General features: G+C 65.0%; 19 protein-coding genes and 1 pseudogene. 8 read left to right on the top strand and 12 right to left on the bottom strand.

The genetic code is table 11. The features are described from left to right. Positions 1-65: 65 nt before the first annotated feature. From MCIT9_RS13370 to MCIT9_RS13360, 3 genes and pseudogenes are all read right to left on the bottom strand, one after another. Positions 66-596, bottom strand: a pseudogene (locus MCIT9_RS13370) (ATP-binding cassette domain-containing protein); the annotation flags it as partial. After that, on the bottom strand, positions 593-1,012 hold the full coding sequence (locus MCIT9_RS13365; protein WP_317705367.1) for a type II toxin-antitoxin system VapC family toxin: 420 nt from the start codon (positions 1,010-1,012) through the stop codon (positions 593-595). The gene MCIT9_RS13365 and the pseudogene MCIT9_RS13370, both read right to left, overlap by 4 nt. After that, positions 1,009-1,242 (bottom strand): hypothetical protein, encoded by a 234-nt coding sequence (locus MCIT9_RS13360; protein ID WP_286293760.1) that lies wholly within the window; start codon positions 1,240-1,242, stop codon positions 1,009-1,011. The genes MCIT9_RS13365 and MCIT9_RS13360 overlap by 4 nt, the downstream gene beginning before the upstream one ends. Before the next feature lie 130 nt (positions 1,243-1,372). Here MCIT9_RS13360 and MCIT9_RS13355 point away from each other — a divergent pair, with 130 nt between their 5' ends. Continuing rightward, on the top strand, positions 1,373-2,752 hold the full coding sequence (locus MCIT9_RS13355) for a cation:proton antiporter domain-containing protein (protein ID WP_317705366.1): 1,380 nt from the start codon (positions 1,373-1,375) through the stop codon (positions 2,750-2,752). A gap of 29 nt (positions 2,753-2,781) precedes the next feature. Continuing rightward, positions 2,782-3,342, top strand: a complete 561-nt coding sequence (locus MCIT9_RS13350) for a Uma2 family endonuclease (RefSeq protein ID WP_317705365.1) — start codon at positions 2,782-2,784, stop codon at positions 3,340-3,342. Here the strand turns inward: MCIT9_RS13350 and MCIT9_RS13345 are convergent. Then, the gene (locus MCIT9_RS13345; RefSeq protein ID WP_317705364.1) at positions 3,339-4,391 is read right to left on the bottom strand and encodes a PA0069 family radical SAM protein; all 1,053 of its coding nucleotides are present in this window, start codon (positions 4,389-4,391) and stop codon (positions 3,339-3,341) included. The genes MCIT9_RS13350 and MCIT9_RS13345 overlap by 4 nt on opposite strands. A 38-nt stretch (positions 4,392-4,429) precedes the next feature. Here MCIT9_RS13345 and MCIT9_RS13340 point away from each other — a divergent pair, with 38 nt between their 5' ends. The 5 genes from MCIT9_RS13340 (at position 4,430) to MCIT9_RS13320 (ending at position 8,088) form a co-directional block, all read left to right on the top strand. After that, positions 4,430-5,203, top strand: coding sequence for an alkaline phytoceramidase (locus tag MCIT9_RS13340; protein WP_317705363.1), 774 nt, complete (start codon positions 4,430-4,432; stop codon positions 5,201-5,203). Positions 5,204-5,358: 155 nt separating this feature from the next. Then, complete coding sequence (gene nagZ / locus MCIT9_RS13335) at positions 5,359-6,372, top strand: beta-N-acetylhexosaminidase (RefSeq protein ID WP_317705362.1); 1,014 nt, start codon at positions 5,359-5,361, stop codon at positions 6,370-6,372. Positions 6,373-6,398: 26 nt separating this feature from the next. Beyond that, positions 6,399-6,806, top strand: coding sequence for a hypothetical protein (locus MCIT9_RS13330; protein ID WP_317705361.1), 408 nt, complete (start codon positions 6,399-6,401; stop codon positions 6,804-6,806). Further along, complete coding sequence (locus MCIT9_RS13325; RefSeq protein WP_317705360.1) at positions 6,803-7,357, top strand: hypoxanthine-guanine phosphoribosyltransferase; 555 nt, start codon at positions 6,803-6,805, stop codon at positions 7,355-7,357. The genes MCIT9_RS13330 and MCIT9_RS13325 overlap by 4 nt, the downstream gene beginning before the upstream one ends. Then, on the top strand, positions 7,354-8,088 hold the full coding sequence (locus MCIT9_RS13320; RefSeq protein ID WP_317705359.1) for an S-methyl-5'-thioinosine phosphorylase: 735 nt from the start codon (positions 7,354-7,356) through the stop codon (positions 8,086-8,088). Before MCIT9_RS13325 ends, MCIT9_RS13320 begins: the two co-directional genes overlap by 4 nt. A gap of 88 nt (positions 8,089-8,176) precedes the next feature. Here MCIT9_RS13320 and MCIT9_RS13315 read toward each other — a convergent pair whose 3' ends face one another. From MCIT9_RS13315 to MCIT9_RS13295, 5 genes are all read right to left on the bottom strand, one after another. Further along, positions 8,177-9,472 (bottom strand): hypothetical protein, encoded by a 1,296-nt coding sequence (locus MCIT9_RS13315; protein ID WP_317705358.1) that lies wholly within the window; start codon positions 9,470-9,472, stop codon positions 8,177-8,179. Between the two features lie 361 nt (positions 9,473-9,833). Continuing rightward, positions 9,834-10,346 (bottom strand): CsiV family protein, encoded by a 513-nt coding sequence (locus MCIT9_RS13310; protein WP_317705357.1) that lies wholly within the window; start codon positions 10,344-10,346, stop codon positions 9,834-9,836. A 5-nt stretch (positions 10,347-10,351) separates the two neighbouring features. Then, a complete protein-coding gene (locus MCIT9_RS13305; RefSeq protein WP_317705356.1) occupies positions 10,352-10,765 on the bottom strand; it encodes a hypothetical protein in 414 nt (137 codons plus the stop codon). 61 nt (positions 10,766-10,826) lie between these two features. Further along, positions 10,827-14,282, bottom strand: a complete 3,456-nt coding sequence (mfd, locus tag MCIT9_RS13300; protein ID WP_317705355.1) for a transcription-repair coupling factor — start codon at positions 14,280-14,282, stop codon at positions 10,827-10,829. 64 nt (positions 14,283-14,346) lie between these two features. Continuing rightward, on the bottom strand, positions 14,347-14,934 hold the full coding sequence (locus tag MCIT9_RS13295; protein ID WP_317705354.1) for a rhodanese-like domain-containing protein: 588 nt from the start codon (positions 14,932-14,934) through the stop codon (positions 14,347-14,349). Between the two features lie 178 nt (positions 14,935-15,112). Between MCIT9_RS13295 and MCIT9_RS13290 the strand changes: the two genes are divergently transcribed. Further along, positions 15,113-15,460 carry an H-NS histone family protein gene (locus MCIT9_RS13290; RefSeq protein WP_317705353.1) on the top strand — a complete coding sequence of 116 codons (348 nt, stop codon included), beginning with the start codon at positions 15,113-15,115 and terminating at the stop codon, positions 15,458-15,460. A 6-nt stretch (positions 15,461-15,466) separates the two neighbouring features. On the opposite strand, the gene MCIT9_RS13285 is transcribed toward MCIT9_RS13290, so the two are convergent. The 3 genes from MCIT9_RS13285 to recN are packed head-to-tail and all read right to left on the bottom strand — an operon-like array spanning position 15,467 to position 19,045. Next, positions 15,467-16,354 (bottom strand): carbon-nitrogen hydrolase, encoded by an 888-nt coding sequence (locus MCIT9_RS13285; RefSeq protein ID WP_317705352.1) that lies wholly within the window; start codon positions 16,352-16,354, stop codon positions 15,467-15,469. Next, entirely contained in the window at positions 16,347-17,390 is a 1,044-nt protein-coding gene (locus tag MCIT9_RS13280) for an agmatine deiminase family protein (RefSeq protein ID WP_317705351.1), read from the bottom strand. Before MCIT9_RS13280 ends, MCIT9_RS13285 begins: the two co-directional genes overlap by 8 nt. Further along, positions 17,378-19,045 carry a DNA repair protein RecN gene (recN, locus tag MCIT9_RS13275; protein WP_317705350.1) on the bottom strand — a complete coding sequence of 556 codons (1,668 nt, stop codon included), beginning with the start codon at positions 19,043-19,045 and terminating at the stop codon, positions 17,378-17,380. Before recN ends, MCIT9_RS13280 begins: the two co-directional genes overlap by 13 nt. Positions 19,046-19,071 lie beyond the last annotated feature (26 nt).

The following is a 19,071-nucleotide window of genomic DNA, read 5'->3' as shown; positions in this document are numbered from 1 at the left end:
GGGAATTGCAGCAGCTCGTTTTCCAACCAGGCGATGGTGTCCAGGTCGAGATGGTTGGTGGGCTCGTCCAAAAGCAGCAGATCCGGCCCGCTCACCAGGGCGCGGGCCAGCCCTAAGCGCCGCTGCCAGCCCCCGGAGAGGGTTGCGGCCGGGGTGTCCGGGTTGAGCCCCAGGCGGGTTAGGGCCTGATCGATCTTCTGCTGCAACTGCCAGCCCTCCCGGGCCTCCAGTTGGTGCTGGAGGCGTTCCAGGGCCTTCAGGTCCGGTGGCTCCTGCTGGGCCAGGTTGTGGTAGCGCTGCAGCAGGTCGCCGATTTCCCCCAGCCCCTGGGCGACCACGTCGTAAGCGGTCAGATCGGCATCGAGCCGGGGCGTCTGTTCCAGCAGGGCGACCTTGAGGCCGGGCCGGCGCCAGACCTCGCCGTCGTCCGCCTCGATCTGGCCGGCGCACAGCTTCAGTAGGGTGGATTTGCCCTCGCCGTTGCGGCCGATGAGACCGATGCGTTCGCCGGTTTCGATGGCCAGTTCGGCCCGGTCGAGCAGGGGGTGGGCGCCGTAGGCGAGGGAGACGTTCTTGAGGGTCAGCAGGGTGCTCATACGGTGAAATCGGATAACAGGGTGATTCGGCCCAGGCTGCCTGCCTTGCGCCAGTAGTGGGCGTCGGCGGTGACCAGGGTGGCGCCGGTTTCCAGGGCGGTGGCGTGGTAGAGGGTGTCGAACAGGTGGTGGCGCAGCTCGACCGCCAGGCGTGTTGCCACACGGTACAGACTGGGGGTGTCGAGGGTGGGCCAGTCGAGAAGGTGAAGGGTTTCCACGTCACCCTGGGCGGTTTGCGGGCTGATGCGGCACAATACCGCCGCTACTTCGACCAGCCAGTGGCCGGGAAGGATCAGATCAAGCTCGCCACGACCGACGGCCATGACCAATTCGGTCGCTTTCTCGGTGTAGGCCTCGCGCTCAGGATCGGCGAGCAGCCACTTGATCAGCACGCTGGCATCGAGAACAACCTTCAAGGCCGCCCCTCTTCGCGCGCCTGGCGGATTTCCTCATCGGTGGCGGTGGGGCGGTCCTTGCGGGTACGGGTGAGTTCCTCGATGATCGCCTGCCGCCGCAGCTGGCGCTCCTTCTCCTCCACCGCCTGTTTCATCAGGCGGGCGATGATGGCGCTTTTGTTCTCGCCCGCGAAGGCTTTGTTGAAGGCTTCCTTGATTTCGTCGGGGACGGAGAAATTGACCGTGGCCATGATCCACTCCACATGATTGTTGAAGTTTTCAACAATGCTAGCACATTGAGAGGCATAAGCTGCGGGAAAGTTCACAAGCGCGCCACAACCTGGGCCATACTGAAGGTGTTTTTGGTATAGGGGACTGCCGATGATCGAAACCGTGCTGGCGCTGGCGGCGATGCTCTACCTGGCCCTGCAGATCGAGGACAAGGTGGCGATTCCCGTGCCTTTGTCGCTGATCGCCCTGGCCTTTCTGCTCAATCACCTGTTTCCGGAGATCACCCGCTTCACCCCGGATCCCCAGTGGTTCGCCGCCCTGGTGCTGACCCTGCTGCCCATCCTGCTGATTTCCGACGCATTGGAACTGAGCGTCGCCGAGCTGAGGGCGCACGCCTGGAGCCTGTTCTATCTGGCGGTGGTGGCCGTGGTCCTGTCGGTGGTGGCCGGTCTGTGGCTGCGGGATTTCCTGTTCGGTGAGTACCATCTGGGCGTCGCGGCCACGGTGCTGCTGTTCGCCATGGTGCTGGCGACCGATCCGGTGTCGGTGGTGAGCATCTTTTCCCGTTTCGAGATTCCCCACCGGCTGAAGATTCTGGCCGAGGGCGAGAGCCTGTTCAACGACGCCACCGCCCTGATCGTGTTCGTCTACATCGGCCTGCATCTGCTCCAGGGCGGCGAGTTGACCTTGGGCTACGTGACCGAGATCAGTCTGGTGGTCGGGCTGGGGTCGGTGGTGCTGGGCCTGGTGTTCGGCCTGATCGGTCTCGGGTTGCTCAAAACCACGGAAAACCGCATCGCCGAAATGATGGTCCTGCTCATGACCGGCTATGCCGCCTTCGATCTGGCAGAGCATTTCTACGCCCTGCTGAACCTGCTCGGCGGCCACAGTCATTTGCATCTGTCGGGCATTTTGGCTTGCATCGTCGCCACCGTGACCGTCCATCACTGGATGGGCCGGGAGGTGCGCGAGGAGGATCGGCAGATCGAAGCCCAGCAGGCGCTGATCGAACGGCCCGGCGCCAGCCGCGGCCTGGTCGACACCACCCTGAACGCCCTGCGGATCACTCTGGAGGAAAGGACCCGCCACCTGCGCAACAAGGAGGACATCCAGTTGCTGGGCCTGGTGGGCAATACCATCCTGTTTGTCGCCATGGCCGAACTGATCGAGCTGGAGCTGCTGGCCCGCTACTGGCATGAAATCCTGGTCATGTTCGTGGCCACCACCGTGATCCGCGCCCTGATGATGGCCAAGTTCGCCTGGCTGACCCGCCAGACCCGGCGCATGACCGACGTCAACCTGCGCTGGTGGGGGGTGCTCACCTTCGCCGGCATCAAGGGTGGGCTGTCCATCGTCATGTTGTCGATGATTCCCCGCGAGTTTCCGTTTCTGGATCTGTTCAAGGCGGTGGTCATCGGCGTGGTGCTGCTGTCCACCTTCCTGTATTCCCTGATCCTGCTGGCGCTGATCGCCCGGAATGCGGCGCTGTTCCGGCAGGAGCTGGCGGCGGAAAGGCGTGATAGCATGTGACTTAGGAGATTCGACATCCGGAGGCATTCATGACCCAACAAGCCCGCATTCCCTATATTACCGTGGAAGACTATCTAGAAGGCGAACCGCGCAGCGACGTCCGCCACGAGTACGTCGCCGGCCAGGTGTTCGCCATGGTCGGCAGCACCCTCGGTCACAATCGGGTGGCAGGCAATATCTATACCCGCCTGCGGCGCCATTTGCATGGAACACCCTGTTCCGTCTATATGAGCGATGTCAAGGTCCGCATCAAGGCCGCCGATGCCTTCTACTACCCGGACGTGGTGGTCAGCTGCGAGGCAGCCGACCCCTCGGCCCTGTATCTGACCGAACCGGTGCTGGTGGTGGAGGTGCTGTCCCCCTCCACGGAAACCACCGACCGGCGCGAAAAGCGCCTCAACTACCAGAAGCTGCCAACTCTGAAGGAATACGTTCTGGTGGCGCCGGAGACGGTCCAGGTGGAGGTGTACCGCCGCGGCCAGGGCGGCTGGGAGGAGGTGGAGATCTACGGCCCGGAGGATACGGCGGTGCGGCTGATTTCCCTCGATCTGGCCATTCCCGTGGCGGAGATCTACGCCGGGGTGCGCTAAAAAAGCGTCAGCTGCTCCATCCCGGGGCGGAAGCGGCTACAATCCAGGGGCGGAAGCGGCCGGTCCAGCCCCAGGCGGCGGGCGGCGATCCGAAAACGCTGGGCGATCAGATCGGCGAAGATCCCCTCACCCCGCATGCGGTGGCCGAAGCGTGGGTCGTTGGCCCGGCCGCCGCGGCTGTCGCGGATGCGGTTGAGGACGTGGTCGGCCATGTCCGGGAAATGGGCCCGCAGCCAGTCCTCGACCAGTTCCGCTACTTCCAGAGGCAGGCGCACCAGCATGTAATGGGCGCCCAGCGCCCCGGCAGCGGCGGCCGCCTGGAGGATGGTTTCCAGCTCCGGATCGGTGAGCACCGGAATCACCGGCGCCACCATCACCGTCACCGGCACCCCGGCCTGCCGCAGCCGGGCGACGGCCTGGAGACGCCGGTGCGGGGCGCTGGCCCGGGGCTCCAGCCGGCGGGCGATCTCCGCTTTCAGGGTGGTGATCGAGAGGTTGACGTGAACCAGCCGGCGTTCGGCCATCGCGGTCAGGAGGTCCAGGTCCCGCTCCACCAGGGCCGATTTGGTGGTGATGGTGCAGGGGTGGTTGAACTCGTCCAGTACCTCCAGCACTTGGCGGGTGATGCGGAAGCGGCGCTCGATGGGCTGATAGGGGTCGGTGTTGGCGCCCAGGGCGATGGGGGCGGGGCGGTAACCGGGGGCCTGGAGTTCGCGCCGCAGCAGCCGGGCGGCATCGGGTTTGGCGGTGAGCCGGGTTTCGAAATCCAGCCCCGGCGACAGGCCCAGGTAGGCGTGGGTGGGGCGGGCGTAACAGTAGATGCAGCCATGCTCGCAGCCCCGGTAGGCGTTGAGGGAACGGTCGAAGGGGACGTCCGGCGAGTCGTTGCGGGCGATGACGGTGCGCGGACGTTCCAGGCTGACCTCGGTGCGGGGCGGGGAATCGTCGTCTTCGCGCTCCCAGCCGTCGTCCACCGGCTCGTACTGCCAGGCGTTGTAACGGCCATCGGGGTTGCCGACTGCCCCGCGGCCCTTGTAGGGTGGTTTCATAGGGGGACAGGTTACGGCGCCGGGCCGGGAGGATCAACATGACACGCTGGGATGTCGGGATGTTGGCCGGACTCACCGTGCTGGCCTTGGGTATCGCCGTCTGGATCGGCCCCGTGTCCCAGGATCCCGCCTACCATCATTTTGCCGATACCCGCCCCTGCGGTCCGGTGCCCAACTGTCTCGACGTCCTGAGCAATCTGGCCTTTCTGCTGGCCGGGGCGGCGGGTTTGAAACATCTGGAGCGCTGGCCAGCCGATCTGCGTCCCGCCCTGGGGACGTTCTGGTGGGGCGTGCTGCTGGTGGCGCCGGGTTCGGCCTGGTATCACTGGGCCCCGGACGACGCCCGTCTGGTGTGGGACCGACTGCCCATGAGCCTTGCCTTCATGGGGCTGTTCGCCGCCGTTCTCGTCGACCGCCTCCGGATTGGGGGCCGGGTGCTTCCGCTGCTGGCGGCGCTGGGACCGGCGAGCGTCGGCATCTGGGTGCTGAGCGGCGATCTGCGTCCGTATGGCCTGGTCCAGTTTCTGCCCATGGCCATGATGCCCGTCATCGTGTGCCGGTACCTCCACGGCGCGATCCCGCGGACCGCCCTGCTCTGGGCCCTGGGGTGGTACGGGCTGGCCAAGCTGGCCGAGTGGCTCGATGGCGAAATCCTGGAGTGGACGGGTTTGGTCAGCGGCCACAGTCTCAAGCACCTGCTCGCGGCGCTGGCCACCGTCAAGTTGTGGCGGCCGGCGAACGGTGCCGCCGGCCGGGTTCAGGGCAGAAACAGGTGGTCTGCTTCGAAAGACGCCGTCGATACATCTCTGTAGGCTCCATGCCGGGCTCCCTGCCGGCGAGGCTTCGGACGCAGACCACCTGCCTCTTCCATCATTCCGTTGCGTGTTTAAATGACGTGATCCTGCAGCTGTTGAATGCCAGCCGGTTTCCGGGGAAAATCCTTCCTTTTGACACTGCGGAAATCATCATGACCGAGAGCGTCGCCGGCCCCTTCATGCTCGATCTGGAAGGACCTGAGCTGACCGCCGAGGAACGGGAATGGCTGGGGCATCCCGGGGTCGGCGGCATCATCCTGTTCGCCCGCAACTACGTCGAGCCCGCCCAGGTGCGGGACCTGATCGTCCAGATCCGGCAGGCCGTGGGCCGGCCGTTGCTGATTGCCGTCGATCAGGAAGGCGGGCGGGTGCAGCGTTTCCAGCGCGGTTTCACCCGCCTGCCGCCGGCGGCCCGTTACGGTGAAGTGTATGCGGACGATCCGGCCCGGGGGTTGGCGTTGGCAGAACAGGCTGGCTTTCTGATGGCGGCCGAGCTGCGGGCGGTGGGCGTGGATCTGAGCTTTGCTCCGGTGCTCGATGTGGACAGTGGCGTCAGCGAGGTCATCGGCGACCGCGCCTTCGCCACCGAGCCTGCAGCGGTGGCGGCGCTGGCAGACGCCTTCGCCTGCGGCATGCGCCGGGCCGGCATGGCGGCGGTGGGCAAGCACTTCCCCGGTCACGGCGGGGTGGCGGCCGACTCCCACCAGGAACTGCCGGTGGATCGCCGCTCCCTGGCCCAATTGGAGATGCGGGATCTGCTGCCCTTCCAGCGCCTGATCGAAGCGGGTCTGGAGGCGGTCATGTGCGCCCACGTGGTCTATCCGCAGATAGATCCCCTGCCGGCCGGGTTTTCCCGTTTCTGGCTCCAGACCGTGCTGCGGCAGCGGCTGGGGTTTGGGGGCGCCGTTTTCAGCGACGACCTGGCGATGGCGGGCGCGGCCGGCATGGGCGACCTCCAGGCCCGCGCCGAGGTGGCCCTGGCGGGCGGCTGTGATATGCTGCTGGCGTGCAATTGCCCGCAGGAAAGCGTCGCCCTGCTCGACCGGGTGGCCTGGCGGCCGGAACCGGCCAGGCACCGGCGGCTGGCAGCGCTGCGGGCGCGTCCGGTGACGCCGGACCCGGCCCGGGTCGAGGCAGCCCGCCGCCAGTTGACGGCCCAGGCATAACGAATCACAAACCACGCGAGACTGCAATGAATCTGACCCACCTGACCACCGTTCAAAAAGCCCTCTGGAGCATCCTGATCGCCCAGATCGTGCTGATCGTCTTCTTCGGCGCCTTCAAGTTCGAAAAGATCACCCTGTTTCTGTACACCGGGGCCTGGATCGGCATCGGCGTGGCCTGGTACGTTCTGCGCGATAGGGCGGCCTGGACCCGGATCAAGGTCATCGCCTCGGTTTTCGGGGTTCAGATTCTCGCCTTCGTGTTTCTGGATCTGGCGCGCATGAACGACCTGCTGCTGGAGGAGATCGGCTTCCTCTCCATCGGGGTCTGGACCGGCATCCTGCTGGGGACTCTGCTGGAAACCATTGACCGCCTGGAAAAGCGCCTTTTGGCCTTTGAGCGGCGCGAGAAAGCCGCGGAGGAGGCCGGGGAATGACCGTTCCGTCCCTGATCGAGGCGGTGCGCCGGCGGGCCGAGCGCCTCCATTCGGCCGCGGAAGTGGATGCGGCCATCACCCGTATGGCGGCCGCCATCACCGCCGACTGGGCCGATGCCAACCCGGTGGTGCTGTGCATCCTCAACGGTGCCATCGTGGTGACCGGCCGCCTCCTCCCCCGCCTCGACTTCCCCCTGGAACTGGACAGCGTCCACGCCACCCGTTACGGGCGTGAAACCCGCGGCGGCGACCTCCACTGGCTCCACACCCCCCGCACGGACCTGTGTGGCCGCAACGTGTTGCTGGTGGACGACGTCCTCGACGAAGGCGTCACCCTGGCGGCGATCCGCGACTATTGCCTGGAGCAGGGCGCCAGGGCGGTGCGGATCGCCGTGCTGGTGGACAAGAAACTGCCCAACCCCAAGCCGTGCCGGGCCGACTACGTGGGGCTGGTGTGCGATAACCGCTATATCTTCGGCTGCGGGATGGATTACCAGGGTTATTGGCGCAATCTGCCCGATATCTATGCCGTGAAGGAGAGACAGTCATGAAACTGGCGATCATCGGCGGCTCCGGCCTGGGCCGCATCGACGGGCTGCAGGAAAGCCGCCGCGAAACCGTGACGACGCCCTACGGAGAACCCTCGGCGCCTTTGCAGCACGGGATTCTCGGCAATCTGGAAATCATGTTTCTGCCGCGTCACGGCGAGGGCCACACCCTGCCGCCCCACCGCATCAACTACCGCGCCAACATCGCCGCGCTCAAACAGGCCGGCGTCACCCACGTCGTCGCCGTGGCCGCTGTCGGCGGCATCACCCAGGCGATGATCCCCCAGGCCCTGGTGGTGCCGGACCAGATCATCGATTACACCTACGGTCGCGAGCACACTTTCTTCGATGGTCGGGACGGCAACGTCACCCACGTGGATTTCACCTATCCCTACAGCGACGCCCTGCGCTACGATCTGGTCGCCGCCGCCCGCTGTGCCGATATCGACGTCATCGACGGCGGTTGTTACGGCTGCACCCAGGGCCCGCGCCTGGAGACCGCCGCCGAGATCGCCCGCATGGAACGGGACGGCTGCGACCTGGTGGGAATGACCGGCATGCCCGAAGCCGCCCTGGCGCGTGAGGCCGGATTGGAATACGCCTGTCTCGCCGTGGTGGTCAACCGGGCCGCCGGCAAGGCCGAGGGCGTGGTCTCGATGGCAGAGATCGACGCCAATCTGGTGGCGGGGATGGAGAAGGTGCGGAAGGTGCTGGGGGTGCTGGCGGCGCTTTGACCTGGCAGTGGTTATCAGGATGGTTGTGTGTGCCGTAGCGATACGGCACACACTTTATCCTTGAAGAAAGGCGGCGCCCACTCAACGACTACTGAAGAGTCAGCATCCCTCCTACGTTGCTAGTGATGAAGAACAGGCCGAAATCCAACGAGCCGTCGGCGGCATTGAAAACCGCGTAGCGGGAGCGGGACACAGAGATGCTGCCAGATACAAAGCCGCCCAAATCCAAGCCTGGTAGTGTAAAACTGCCTGAATCCAAACGGCTCAGCATGTCTGCGGGTACAACACCCTCACCATCGTCCACGAAACGGCAGGTGACCGTCTTGATCGTTGAGCTTCCAGTAGTGATATCGGAGTTGACAGTGGACAGGATGGCTTCCACAGTGCCTCGACTGTTTTGTCCGTTCCACTCCAATACGAGGTCATCGCTGGCGTTATGGATGACAGGGCCGGAAACAAGATCGGGCGAGGCCACCGTGAGCGGCGCAGGAGCGCGCAATGTGGTTTCGAAAGGCCCGACGTCCGTTCCCCCCGGGCCGGTGAAGCGGTAGACCGCCTGATCCTGATAAAAGCCACCCGGCAAATCAGTTGCATAGGTCAAAAATTCTTCGGCTGTGCCCGGCAGTGTTCGCGAAACCAAGGGTACGGACACTATATTTCCGTCTTCTCGTGTCAGGTTTAATTGATCCCCGGCGTGGAGGAAGGTGGGGAAAAATCCAGGCAGGGGACTGCTGGTCGGATCGGTATTGATTTCTTCGAAACGGCATTCGTCCAGGGGAACACCGGCACCTTCCTTCCAGTTGTTCGCTATCTGCTTCAGCTGTTCTTCGCTCAAGCCGCCGCTTTCATTGATTTCCATGAAAAAGCCAACAGCAGACTGCGACCTTGAGTCACTATTGGCCGAATCCGTCATGGACAGCACCCCAAAGCGGAAAGAATCGCCAGAGGATGCGGCAGGAGGCAGTATGCCGATCCATGCTATGCTGAGCGATACCAGATTCAGGGTTCCCGGTTCGGTAAGTGCTGCGGCTACACGCCAGCCTCCCTCGGTCAAATGGGGGAAGTTCTGCAAATCGAAGATTGGCTGCGGGCCATATTTGAGGCCGGCAGGGACGGTAAAATTCGGGATCCAGGGCTGCAGGGAAGTATTCCAGTTCGGGAATTCATAAATCGTTCCGTCCGGGGCGATCAGCCCGAGATGCACGTCTACGGTCTTCGGGATATCCGCCCCCTCACCGGTTACATAGACGGGAAACGGTTCGTTGCTGCCAAGGACGTAAAAGTTTCTGTCGATCGTAACGCCTATCTCAGGCTGAGCCCATGCCATTCCAGCAGGCAGAAAAAGCATCAATAAATAAATTCGAAATCTGCAAAATGCTTTCATGGCGCTTACCTCACTTTTTTCGTCATATGAGAGAGACGTTACACTACTGCGGTGGACGACCCAGGTCAATCAGACGATCGGCTGGGGCGATACGGCAATAGGCTTCGGTGCGCCGGGCATCGAACGGGTGGTTTTTGACCTGTTGCCAAGAGGGTTTTGGGAGGGAAGAAAGCGTCCCCCGCCAGAGCGCAGGGAGGGGTGTCGCTTCCTCAGGTCATCAAGCGGAAGCGGTTTCCCCGCTGCAGAGCAGGAATGCGGGTGTCATGCGACAATGCCGATCCGGTGTGCGATGAATCGTGACTTGCGTATGGCGTTCTCCTCCAGGCCATTCCTTGGAAGCGGTTTACAAGGGCCGATGACATCAGGGCGACACCCGGACCAGCACTCCGAAAGCCGGGTGGTCCAGATAGTGGGTTTCGTTGAACTTGACCCGCCGTTTCTCCCGTAACGTATGCACGGTGCCGTCCGGCGCCCGGTATTCCATGTCCACGATCACGTGCAGGTACTCACCCCGTTGCAGCCGCACCACGCCGTTGACGTTGGCGCCGTTGGTGACGTGATAGGGGGCGTTGATGCGGTTGGGCCAGGCCGGTTGGCGCCAGGCCAGATGCAGCAGCGGGGTGTAGCGGGCGGAGCGCCGCAGGCGGTCGTAGGCCGAGCGCAGCTCCGATTGGCCAGGCGGGAGCGGGTTGGGCTCGCACAGGTCGCTGGGCCAGGGGATGGGTGGCTGGTCGCTGAGGTCTTCGTCGGTGTCGATGGGCTGGGAGAACACTACCACCGCCACCTGATAGTGATTGGGCGCGGCGGCGGCGGTGAGGCCCACAAGCAGGAGAAGGCCGGCGAGGAGCCGGCCCGTAAGGAAGATTCGGCCCATGGGCGTCAGGGAAGCTTGATGCCACCTCCGGGCATGCCGCCACCCGCGCCGGGGAAGCTGCCGCCCGGCATGTCGCCACCCGGCGCCCCGCCCTTGGGGATGACCAGGGAGCTGGCCTGTTCCTGCTGCAGGCGGCGCAGTTCCTCCATGGTTTCCCGGATGCCCTTTTCGGCCGCCTCACCGTATTTCTCCACCGCGTCTTTGAGGGTGTCCGCCTCGATTTCGAAGCTCAGCGGCAGACTGCCCACCGGGGTCATGATGGTGGCCTGGCCGAGGAACATCTCCTTGCGGTTGGGATCGGCCATGCCCTCGGCGGTGACCGGAATCAGGCGCTTGATGGTGCCGGTCTTGAGATCGGTGTAGGTTTCCTCCCGGTAGAGGTTGTCGGGGTCCATGTGGGCTTGGGATTCGTCTGTCATGTCCTTGTCCTGAAAAAGTTGTGCAGATTCCACCTATCTTACCAGTTTCACGGCCCCGGATTCACGCGCTTTTCGGCGCCAGTCCCGCCAGGAGTTCGGCGACGAAGGCCAGGCGCCGGGCCGGTTCCTCCAGGTTTTCCTCAAAGCGCAGGGTCTGGGGGCCGTCGAGGCGGTAGGTTTGCGGCCGGGACTGCACCAGACCCAGCAGCGCCTCCACGTCGATGCTGGGTTCGGTGGTGAACTGGAGGCGGCCGCCTTTGGCGTTGGCGTCGATCTTGGTAATCCCTAAGCGATCGGCCTGTTGCTTGAGCTCGGCGACGGCGAACAGATTCTTAGCCGCCTGCGGCAGCAGGCCGAAACGGTCGATCATTTCCACCTGCAGTGCTTCCAGGGCTTCGCGGGTTTCAGCGTTGGCGATGCGTTTGTACAGCACCAGGCGGGTGTGGACGTCGGGAACGTAGTCGTCGGGGATCAGGGCCGGGAGTTTCAGGTCCACCTCGACGCTGTCGGCTTCTTCCTCAAAGCTCAGTTCCCGGCCTTCCCTGAGGGCCTTGACCGCCTTTTCCAGCATTTCGGTGTAGAGATTGAAGCCGATCTCCTGGATCTGGCCGCTCTGCTCGTCGCCGAGCAGCTCGCCGGCGCCGCGGATCTCCAGGTCGTGGGAGGAGATCAGGAAGCCGGCGCCCAGCTCCCCGGAGGCCTGGATCGCCTCCAGGCGCTTGACGGCGTCTTTGGTCATCAGCTTCTTGGGCGGCACCAGCAGGTAGGCGTAGGCGCGGTGGTGGGAGCGGCCCACCCGCCCGCGCAGCTGGTGCAGCTGGGCCAGGCCGAACAGGTCGGCGCGGTGGATGATGATGGTGTTGGCCGAGGGCACGTCGATGCCGCTCTCGATGATGGTGGTGCACAGCAGCACGTTGAAGCGCTGGTGGTAGAAGTCAAGCATGATCCGTTCCAACTCGCGTTCGGGCATCTGGCCGTGGGCGATGCGGATGCGGGCCTCGGGCACCAGGCGGCCGATCTCCTCGGCGATGCGCGCCATGGATTCGATCTTGTTGTGGACGAAATAGACCTGGCCGCCACGGCGGATCTCGCGCAGGATCGCCTCCTGCACCAGGCCGTCCACCCATTCGCTGACGAAAGTCTGGATGGGATGCCGCCCTTCCGGCGGGCTGGCGATGATGGAAATGTCCCTGAGGCCCGACAGGGACATGTTGAGAGTGCGGGGAATGGGGGTGGCGGTTAGGGTGAGCAGGTCCACTTCGCTGCGCAGCTTTTTGAAGTGCTCCTTCTGGCGCACCCCGAAGCGCTGCTCCTCGTCAATGATGACCAGCCCCAGGTTTTTGTATTTGACGCTTTTCTGCAGCAGCTTGTGGGTGCCGATGAGGATGTCCACCTTGCCGTCGGTCACGTCACGAAGGATCTGCTTCTGCTGCGTGGGGGTGACGAAGCGCGACAGCGCCTCCACCCGCACCGGCCAGTCGGCGAAGCGGTCGCGGAAGTTCTGATAGTGCTGCTGGGCCAGCAGGGTGGTGGGCACCAGCACCGCCACCTGTTTGCCGTTCTGGACTGCGACGAAGGCGGCGCGCATGGCCACCTCAGTCTTGCCGAAGCCGACGTCGCCGCACACCACCCGGTCCATGGGCTGGGGGGATCTAAGGTCGGCGAGCACCGCCTCGATGGCGGCGCTCTGGTCCGGGGTTTCCTCGAAGGGGAAGGCGGCGGCGAAGGCGCGGTAACCGGCCTCGTCCAGCTGATGGGCGAACCCCTGGCGGGCGGCCCGCCGGGCGTGGATCTCCAGCAGTTCGGCGGCCACGTCGCGGACCCGCGCCTGGGCCTTTTTGCGGGCCTTTTTCCATTGTTCGCCGCCCAGCTTGTGCAGGGGGGCGTTTTCCACGTCGGCGCCGCTGTATCGGCTGATGAGGTGGAGGTTGGCCACCGGCACGTAGAGCTTGTCGCCGCCGGCGTATTCCAGGGTCAAAAATTCGGTTTCCACCCCGCCTGCCTCCAGCCGCTGCAGTCCCAGGTAGCGGCCGACGCCGTGGTCGCGGTGGACCACCGGCGCGCCGACGGTCAGCTCGCTCAGATCGGCGATCAGGTTCTCGATGTCGCGGGCCGTATCCCGCCGCCGCTGGCGGGCGCGCTCTCCGTAGAGCCTGGCTTCGGGAATGACCGCCAGCACCGGGTCCTCGCTCCACAACCCGCGTTCCAGGGGGGCGAGGGTCAGGGCCAGGGGCGGGGTGCGGGCCAGGAAGTTGGCCCAGTCCTCCACGCTTTCCGGGCGCAGGCCGGATCGTCCCAGGGTGTCGAGCAGGGCCTCGCGGCGGCCGGGGCTTTCGGCGGTGAACAGCACCGGACCGCCGTGTTCGGCCAGGAATGCCTGGAGGCGGGCGGCCGGTTCCTTCTTCTGCGGCTCCAGGGCCACGTCCGGCAGCGGGGCGGTGGCGAAATCCACCTTGTCCGCGGCCTCGGATTCGGGGAACAGGTCGATGCGGGGATAGGCCTGGAAGCGGCGCCACAGGTCCTCCGGCGGCAGGTAGAGGGTCTCCGGGGGCAGGGGCGGGCGGTCGAGGTCGCCGCGGCGCAGCTGATAGCGCTGCTCCACCTCGGTGAAGAAGTTAGCCGCCTTGGCCGGCGAAGTGGCCAGCACCAGGGTGGTGTCCTCCGGCAGATAGTCGAACAGGGTCGCCGTGGTTTCCAGAAACAGGGGCAGATAGGCCTCGATGCCGGCGGGGAAGAAACCGCTGCTGACGTCCTGGTATAGCGGATTGCCGGCGGGCAGGTCCGGAAAGGCGTTGCGGAAGGCACGGCGGAAGCGCTTGACCGCCTCGCTGTCGGTGGGAAATTCCCGCGCCGGGAACAGTTCGAAGCGCTCGGTTCTGGCGATGGTGCGCTGGGTTTCCGGGTCGAAGGTGCGGATGGACTCGATTTCGTCATCGAACAGTTCGATCCGCAGCGGCCTGTCGCTGCCCATGGGGAACAGGTCGAGGATGGCGCCGCGGACGGCGAATTCCCCGTGCTGCTGTACCTGGGGGATGCACTGGTAGCCGGCCTGCTCCAGCCGTTCCCGCAGGGCGGCCAGATCGAGACGGTCGCCGGTTTCGAGGGAGAGGCCGCGGCCGAGGATGTGGCGTTGGGGGGCGAGGCGCTGCATCAGGGTGGCGATGGGGGTGACGAGCACCCCGTGCCGGGTTCCGGGCAGCCGCACCAGGGTGCGCAGGCGTTCGGAGACGATCTCCGGCAGCGGGGAGAAGACGTCGTAGGGCAGGGTTTCCCAGTCCGGGAAATGCAGCACCGGCGCCCGCTTGCCGAGGAAGAAGGCCAGCTCCTGTTCCAGGCGCTGGGCGCTGTGGCTGTCCGGGGTGACCACCAGGAACAGGGACGGATGGGCGGCGATCGCCCGGGCCAGCGCCAGCGCCGGGGCGGCGTCGTGAAGCCCGCGCCAGTGGAGCGCGCGTCCGGGCGCGGTGGGCAGGGGTGGATGTTGCCAGGAATGGAGGTTGCGGGTTTCTGCCGTCATGCGGTCTCGAGAGGGTGAAATTTCAGGATTGGACGTCGGGGAGTGCGATTATATCCACATCCCGTCATTGCGGTTGGACGGTGGTCAGCCCGAAGGACAGCCAGGACTGCATGCCGCCCCGGTACCACTTGATGCGCTCGGGGGGATAGCCGGCGGCGAGAAGGATCTGGATGGCCTCGTAGGCGTCGGGATCCCAGGGGCCGTTGCTGAACAGGACCAGGGTCTTGGCCGCGGCGTAATCCCAGTCTTTCCCCTGGTGGCGGGCGCCGAAATGACGTTCCAACAGATGGGGCAGCTGCTGCTGGAACTGGGTCAGGGGCAGATTGAGGGCGAGGGGCAGCGTGCCGCGCTCGCGCCAGAGAGGCAGGCGGACATCGAGGATGACGACGTTATCGCCGGCGGCGCGTTTTTGCAGCCAGGAGATGGTTTCCAGCTCCCCTAGGGTTTCGACATGGGCGCCGGCGCGTATCGGCTGAATGCAATACGGCGGGCACGGCCGTGAGGTTTTGTCGAAGGGGGGCGGGATGGTATGTGCCGGATCCCGGATCCTTTCGATGATGAAGGTTTCGGTCGCCGTTTTTATTTCGATGCGCTCGATGTTTTTGGTAAGCCCGACGCGAACTGCCTCGTTTTCCGCGGGCGTGGCCGCCACAGAAACACTGGAAAGCCCCAAACCGGTGATTCCCAGGAAAATCATGGGCCACTTAGTTTTGAAAAAGGCAGGACTTCGGAGGGATTGCATGATGATGTTCATTTCTTGAAACTAAGCTATAATTAGCGGCGATGAAATGTTCAAATCGTTCTTGAGGAATCGACTCATGGAAATGCCAGTGGAAAACATCACGGAGAAACTCAAAGCGCTGTCTGCCGAGGAACTGCAGAAAATGATCGAAGAGGCGGAGAAAACCCTCGAGCAGAAACAAAGGGAACAGCGCGAGGAAGTAAAGCGCAAAATTCGGGAAATGGCGGCCGCCGTGGGTCTGGAGGTTTCCTTCCGGGTGAAGGGAAAAGCCGAGGAAGCGCCGCGGGCTTCCCTGCGGAGAGGGAAGGTGGCCCCCAAATACCGCCATCCGGAAAATCCGGAATTGACCTGGAGCGGCCGGGGCCAGATGCCGCGCTGGTTGCGGGAGCTGGTGGAAGCCGGCCACGACAGGGAGGAATTCCGCATCCGCGACTGACCGCGCTCAGTCATCCAGCCAACGCCGGGTCAGGCCCTCGTAGGCGTCGATACGCCGGTCGCGCAGATAGGGCCAGATCCGGCGTATCTTTTCGGTGCGGGCAAAATCCACCTGGGTTACAACGAGGGTTTCTTCGGTTTCGGCTTGGGCCAGATATTCCCCCTGGGGGCCGCATATGAAACTATGACCCCAGAAATCGATACCGGGCGTCTGGCCACTGGGATCCGGCTCCAGTCCGATGCGGTTGCAGCTGACCACCGGCAGGCCGTTGGCCACCGCATGGCTGCGCTGAATCAACCGCCAGGCTTCCAGGTGCCGGCGTTTTTCTTCTTCGTCATCGCGCGGATCCCAGCCGATGGCGGTGGGATAGATCAGAATGTCGGCACCGGCCAGCGCCATCAGCCGTGCCGCCTCCGGATACCATTGATCCCAGCATACCAGTACGCCCAGTTTCCCCACTGAAGTCGGAATCGGTTTGAATCCGATGTCGCCCGGGGTGAAATAGAATTTTTCGTAAAAGCCCGGGTCGTCGGGAATATGCATTTTGCGGTATTTTCCGGCGATATTGCCGTCGCGCTCGAAGACCACGGCGGTATTGTGATAAAGCCCGGGCGCCCGTCTTTCGAACAGGGAGGCGACGATGACGATCTGCAATTCCGCCGCCAAGCGCCCCACGGTTTCGGTACTGGGGCCGGGGATGGTTTCCGCCAGATCGAACAACGCCGGGTTTTCGGTCTGGCAGAAATAGGGGCCGTTGTGCAATTCCGGCCAGATCACCAGGTCAGCCCTTTCGGCGGCGGCTTTGCGGGTGGCGTCGCTGAGGCGGCGCAGATTTTCCTCGTGCCCGCCGAGACAGGACTGCTGAACGGCGGCGATGCGGATCGTTTCAGGCATGCTCGACTCCCGGGGCAAGCGGTTGCGGATAGTTCATGGTCATGCAGTGGAGACTGCCGTACTGGTGGATGAGGGCGCGGGCGGGGATGGGGATGATCTCCCGCTGCGGAAACAGCGCCTTCAGGCGGGAGACGGCTTCCGGGTCGGCCGGATCGTCGTACTGCGGCACCAGCACCGCGCCGTTGATGATGAGGAAATTGGCGTAAGAAGCCGGCAGGCGGCGGTTTTCCTGGTTGTGAATCGGCCGCGGCAGCGGCAGGGGAAGCAGCTCGTAGGGACGGCCAAAAGGGGTGTGGAAGGTCCGCAGCTGGGCGGCCATGGCCTGCAGGGGTTCGTAGTGGGGATCGGCCGGATCGTCGCAGCCCTGATAGACGATGGTGTCGTGGTCGCAGAAACGCGCCAGGGTGTCGATGTGGCCGTCGGTGTCGTCGCCCTCCAGATGGCCGTGGTCGAGCCACAGAAACCGCCGCAGCCCCAGATGGGCGCGAAGGATGGCCTCGGCTTTTTCCGGATCGGGGTTGCGGTTGGGATTCTGGATCGAGCTGCGGGTCGCCAGCAGGGTGCCGCGGCCGTCGGTTTCCACGCTGCCGCCCTCCAGCACCCAGTCGATGCGGCGGTAGGGGGCGGCGTCGAACACTCCCTGGCGGTGGAGCCGCACCCCGAGGGCGTCGTCGAGGCGGCTGGGATATTTGCCGCCCCAGCCGTTGAAGCGGAAGTCCGCCAGCTCCGGTTTCCCGTGGCGGAACACCGCCAGGGGGGCGGTGTCGCGCACCCAGACGTCCTGGTAGGGCGCCTGGACGAAATGGACCCGCGCCCCCACCGGTTCATCGCCCAGGCGCTCGCGGATGTGGCGCCGGTGGAAGCCGTCCTCGCAGACGATGACCACGTCCTGGTGGCGGCTGATGGCGACCACGGTGCGGCGGTAGCTGTCCTCCACCTGCTCCAGCCAGGGGGCGAAGTCCCCCTCCGGCGATGGCCAGGCGAGCAGGACGAAGCCTTGGGGTTCCCATTCGGCGGGCAGCCTCAGTGGTTCCACTGCAGCATCTCCTCGGCATGGGCCAGGGTTTGGGGGGTGATCTCCAGACCGCCGAGCATGCGGGCGATCTCCTCGCGGCGCTGTTTCCCGCGCAACAGGGTGACTTCGGTTTCGCTCCGGCCGCTACGCACCTGTTTGCGCACCTGCAGGTGGTGATGGGCCTGGGCCGCAACCTGGGGCAAGTGGGTGACGCAGAGGATCTGGCGGTCGCCGCCCAGCTCGCGCAGGCGGCGGCCGACGATCTGGGCCACCCCGCCGCCGATGCCGGTGTCCACCTCGTCGAACACCAGGGTCGGCACGGGGCGGGTCTCGCTGCAGGCCACCTGGATCGCCAGGCTCAGGCGTGATAGCTCCCCGCCGGAGGCGACCTTGGCCAGGGGGCGCGGCGGCAATCCCGGATTGGTGGTGACCAGAAACGCGATCCGGTCCAGCCCTTCGGGACGGGGTTCGGCCTCCGGTTCGCTGCTCACGGTGATGGAAAATTCCCCGTGGGGCATGCCCAGTTCCTGCATCAGCCCGGTGATCCGTTCGCTCAACGCCTGCGCATGACGCTGGCGCCGGGCGCTTAGCTGCACGGCCTGGCGGCGATAGTCCTGCTCGAGGACATGCAGTTGCGCCTCCAGCTCTGCGACCTGTTGCTCCTGGTGGGTGAGCGCGTGCAGTTCGGCGCGCATCGCCTTCAGGTGTCCCGGTAGTTCCTCGGGTTTGATTTGGTGTTTGCGGGCCAGGTCGTGGAGCTGACCGAGGCGGGCGTCGAGTTCGGTCAGCCGCTCCGGGTCGGCCTCCAGTCCGTCGCGCTGCTGGCGCAGGCTGTGGCCGGCCTCGTCGAGCTGGATCTGGGCACTGCGCAGCAGTTCCAGCGCTTCGCTCAGCTCCGGCGCCCACTGGCACAGGGTTTCTATTTCCCGCACCGCATGGTCCAACCGTTCCCCCACGGCGCCTTCGGCCTCGTAGAGTTCATAGACCTGCGCCTGCAGGGTGGTGAGGATACGGTCGAGGTTGGCCAGGCGGGTGTGTTCGGCCACCAGGGCCTCGTAATCCAGGTTTTCCACCTGGGCTGCTTCCAGCTCCTCGATCTGGAAGCGCAGGAAATCCTCCCGCAGGGCCTGGTCACCGCTGCGCTGGCGCAGGGCCTGGAGGCGGTCGTGGCAGGTTTTCCAGCGCCGGTAGCGTTCGGCAACTTCAGCCGCCAGCGCCTCGCTGCCGCCGTGACGGTCGAGGAGCCGGCGCTGGGCGCTCGGTTGGCACAGGCGCAGATGCGCGTGCTGGCCGTGGATTTCCACCAGGGTGTGCCCCAGCGCCTGGAGGGTCTGGAGGGTGACGGGGCGGTCGTTGACGTAGGCGCGGCTGCGGCCCTTCACCGCCAGGGTGCGGCGGATCAGGCAGGTGTCGCCGGCGGCCAGATCGTTGTCCTCGAGCCAGCGGGCCGCTTCCGGCGCCTGGGTCAGGTCGAATTCCAGAATCACCTCGGCGCGTTCGGTGCCGCTGCGGACCCGGTCGGCATCGGCCTTCTCTCCCAGGGCCAGTCCCAGGGCGGTCAGGAGGATGGACTTGCCGGCGCCGGTTTCGCCGGTGAGGGCGGTGAAACCGGGCGCCAGCGCCAGGTCCAGTTGCCGGACCACGGCGAGGTCACGGATGCTCAGGGCGGTCAGCATCGGTGTGTATCCAGGATGTCAGTGGC

Origin of the sequence: Methylomarinovum caldicuralii (assembly GCF_033126985.1) — a bacterium.
In the GTDB taxonomy this organism is placed as follows: Bacteria; Pseudomonadota; Gammaproteobacteria; order Methylococcales; family Methylothermaceae; genus Methylohalobius; species Methylohalobius caldicuralii.
Note: the sequence above shows the minus strand (reverse complement) of the source record. Positions and strands in the feature narration are given on the sequence as shown.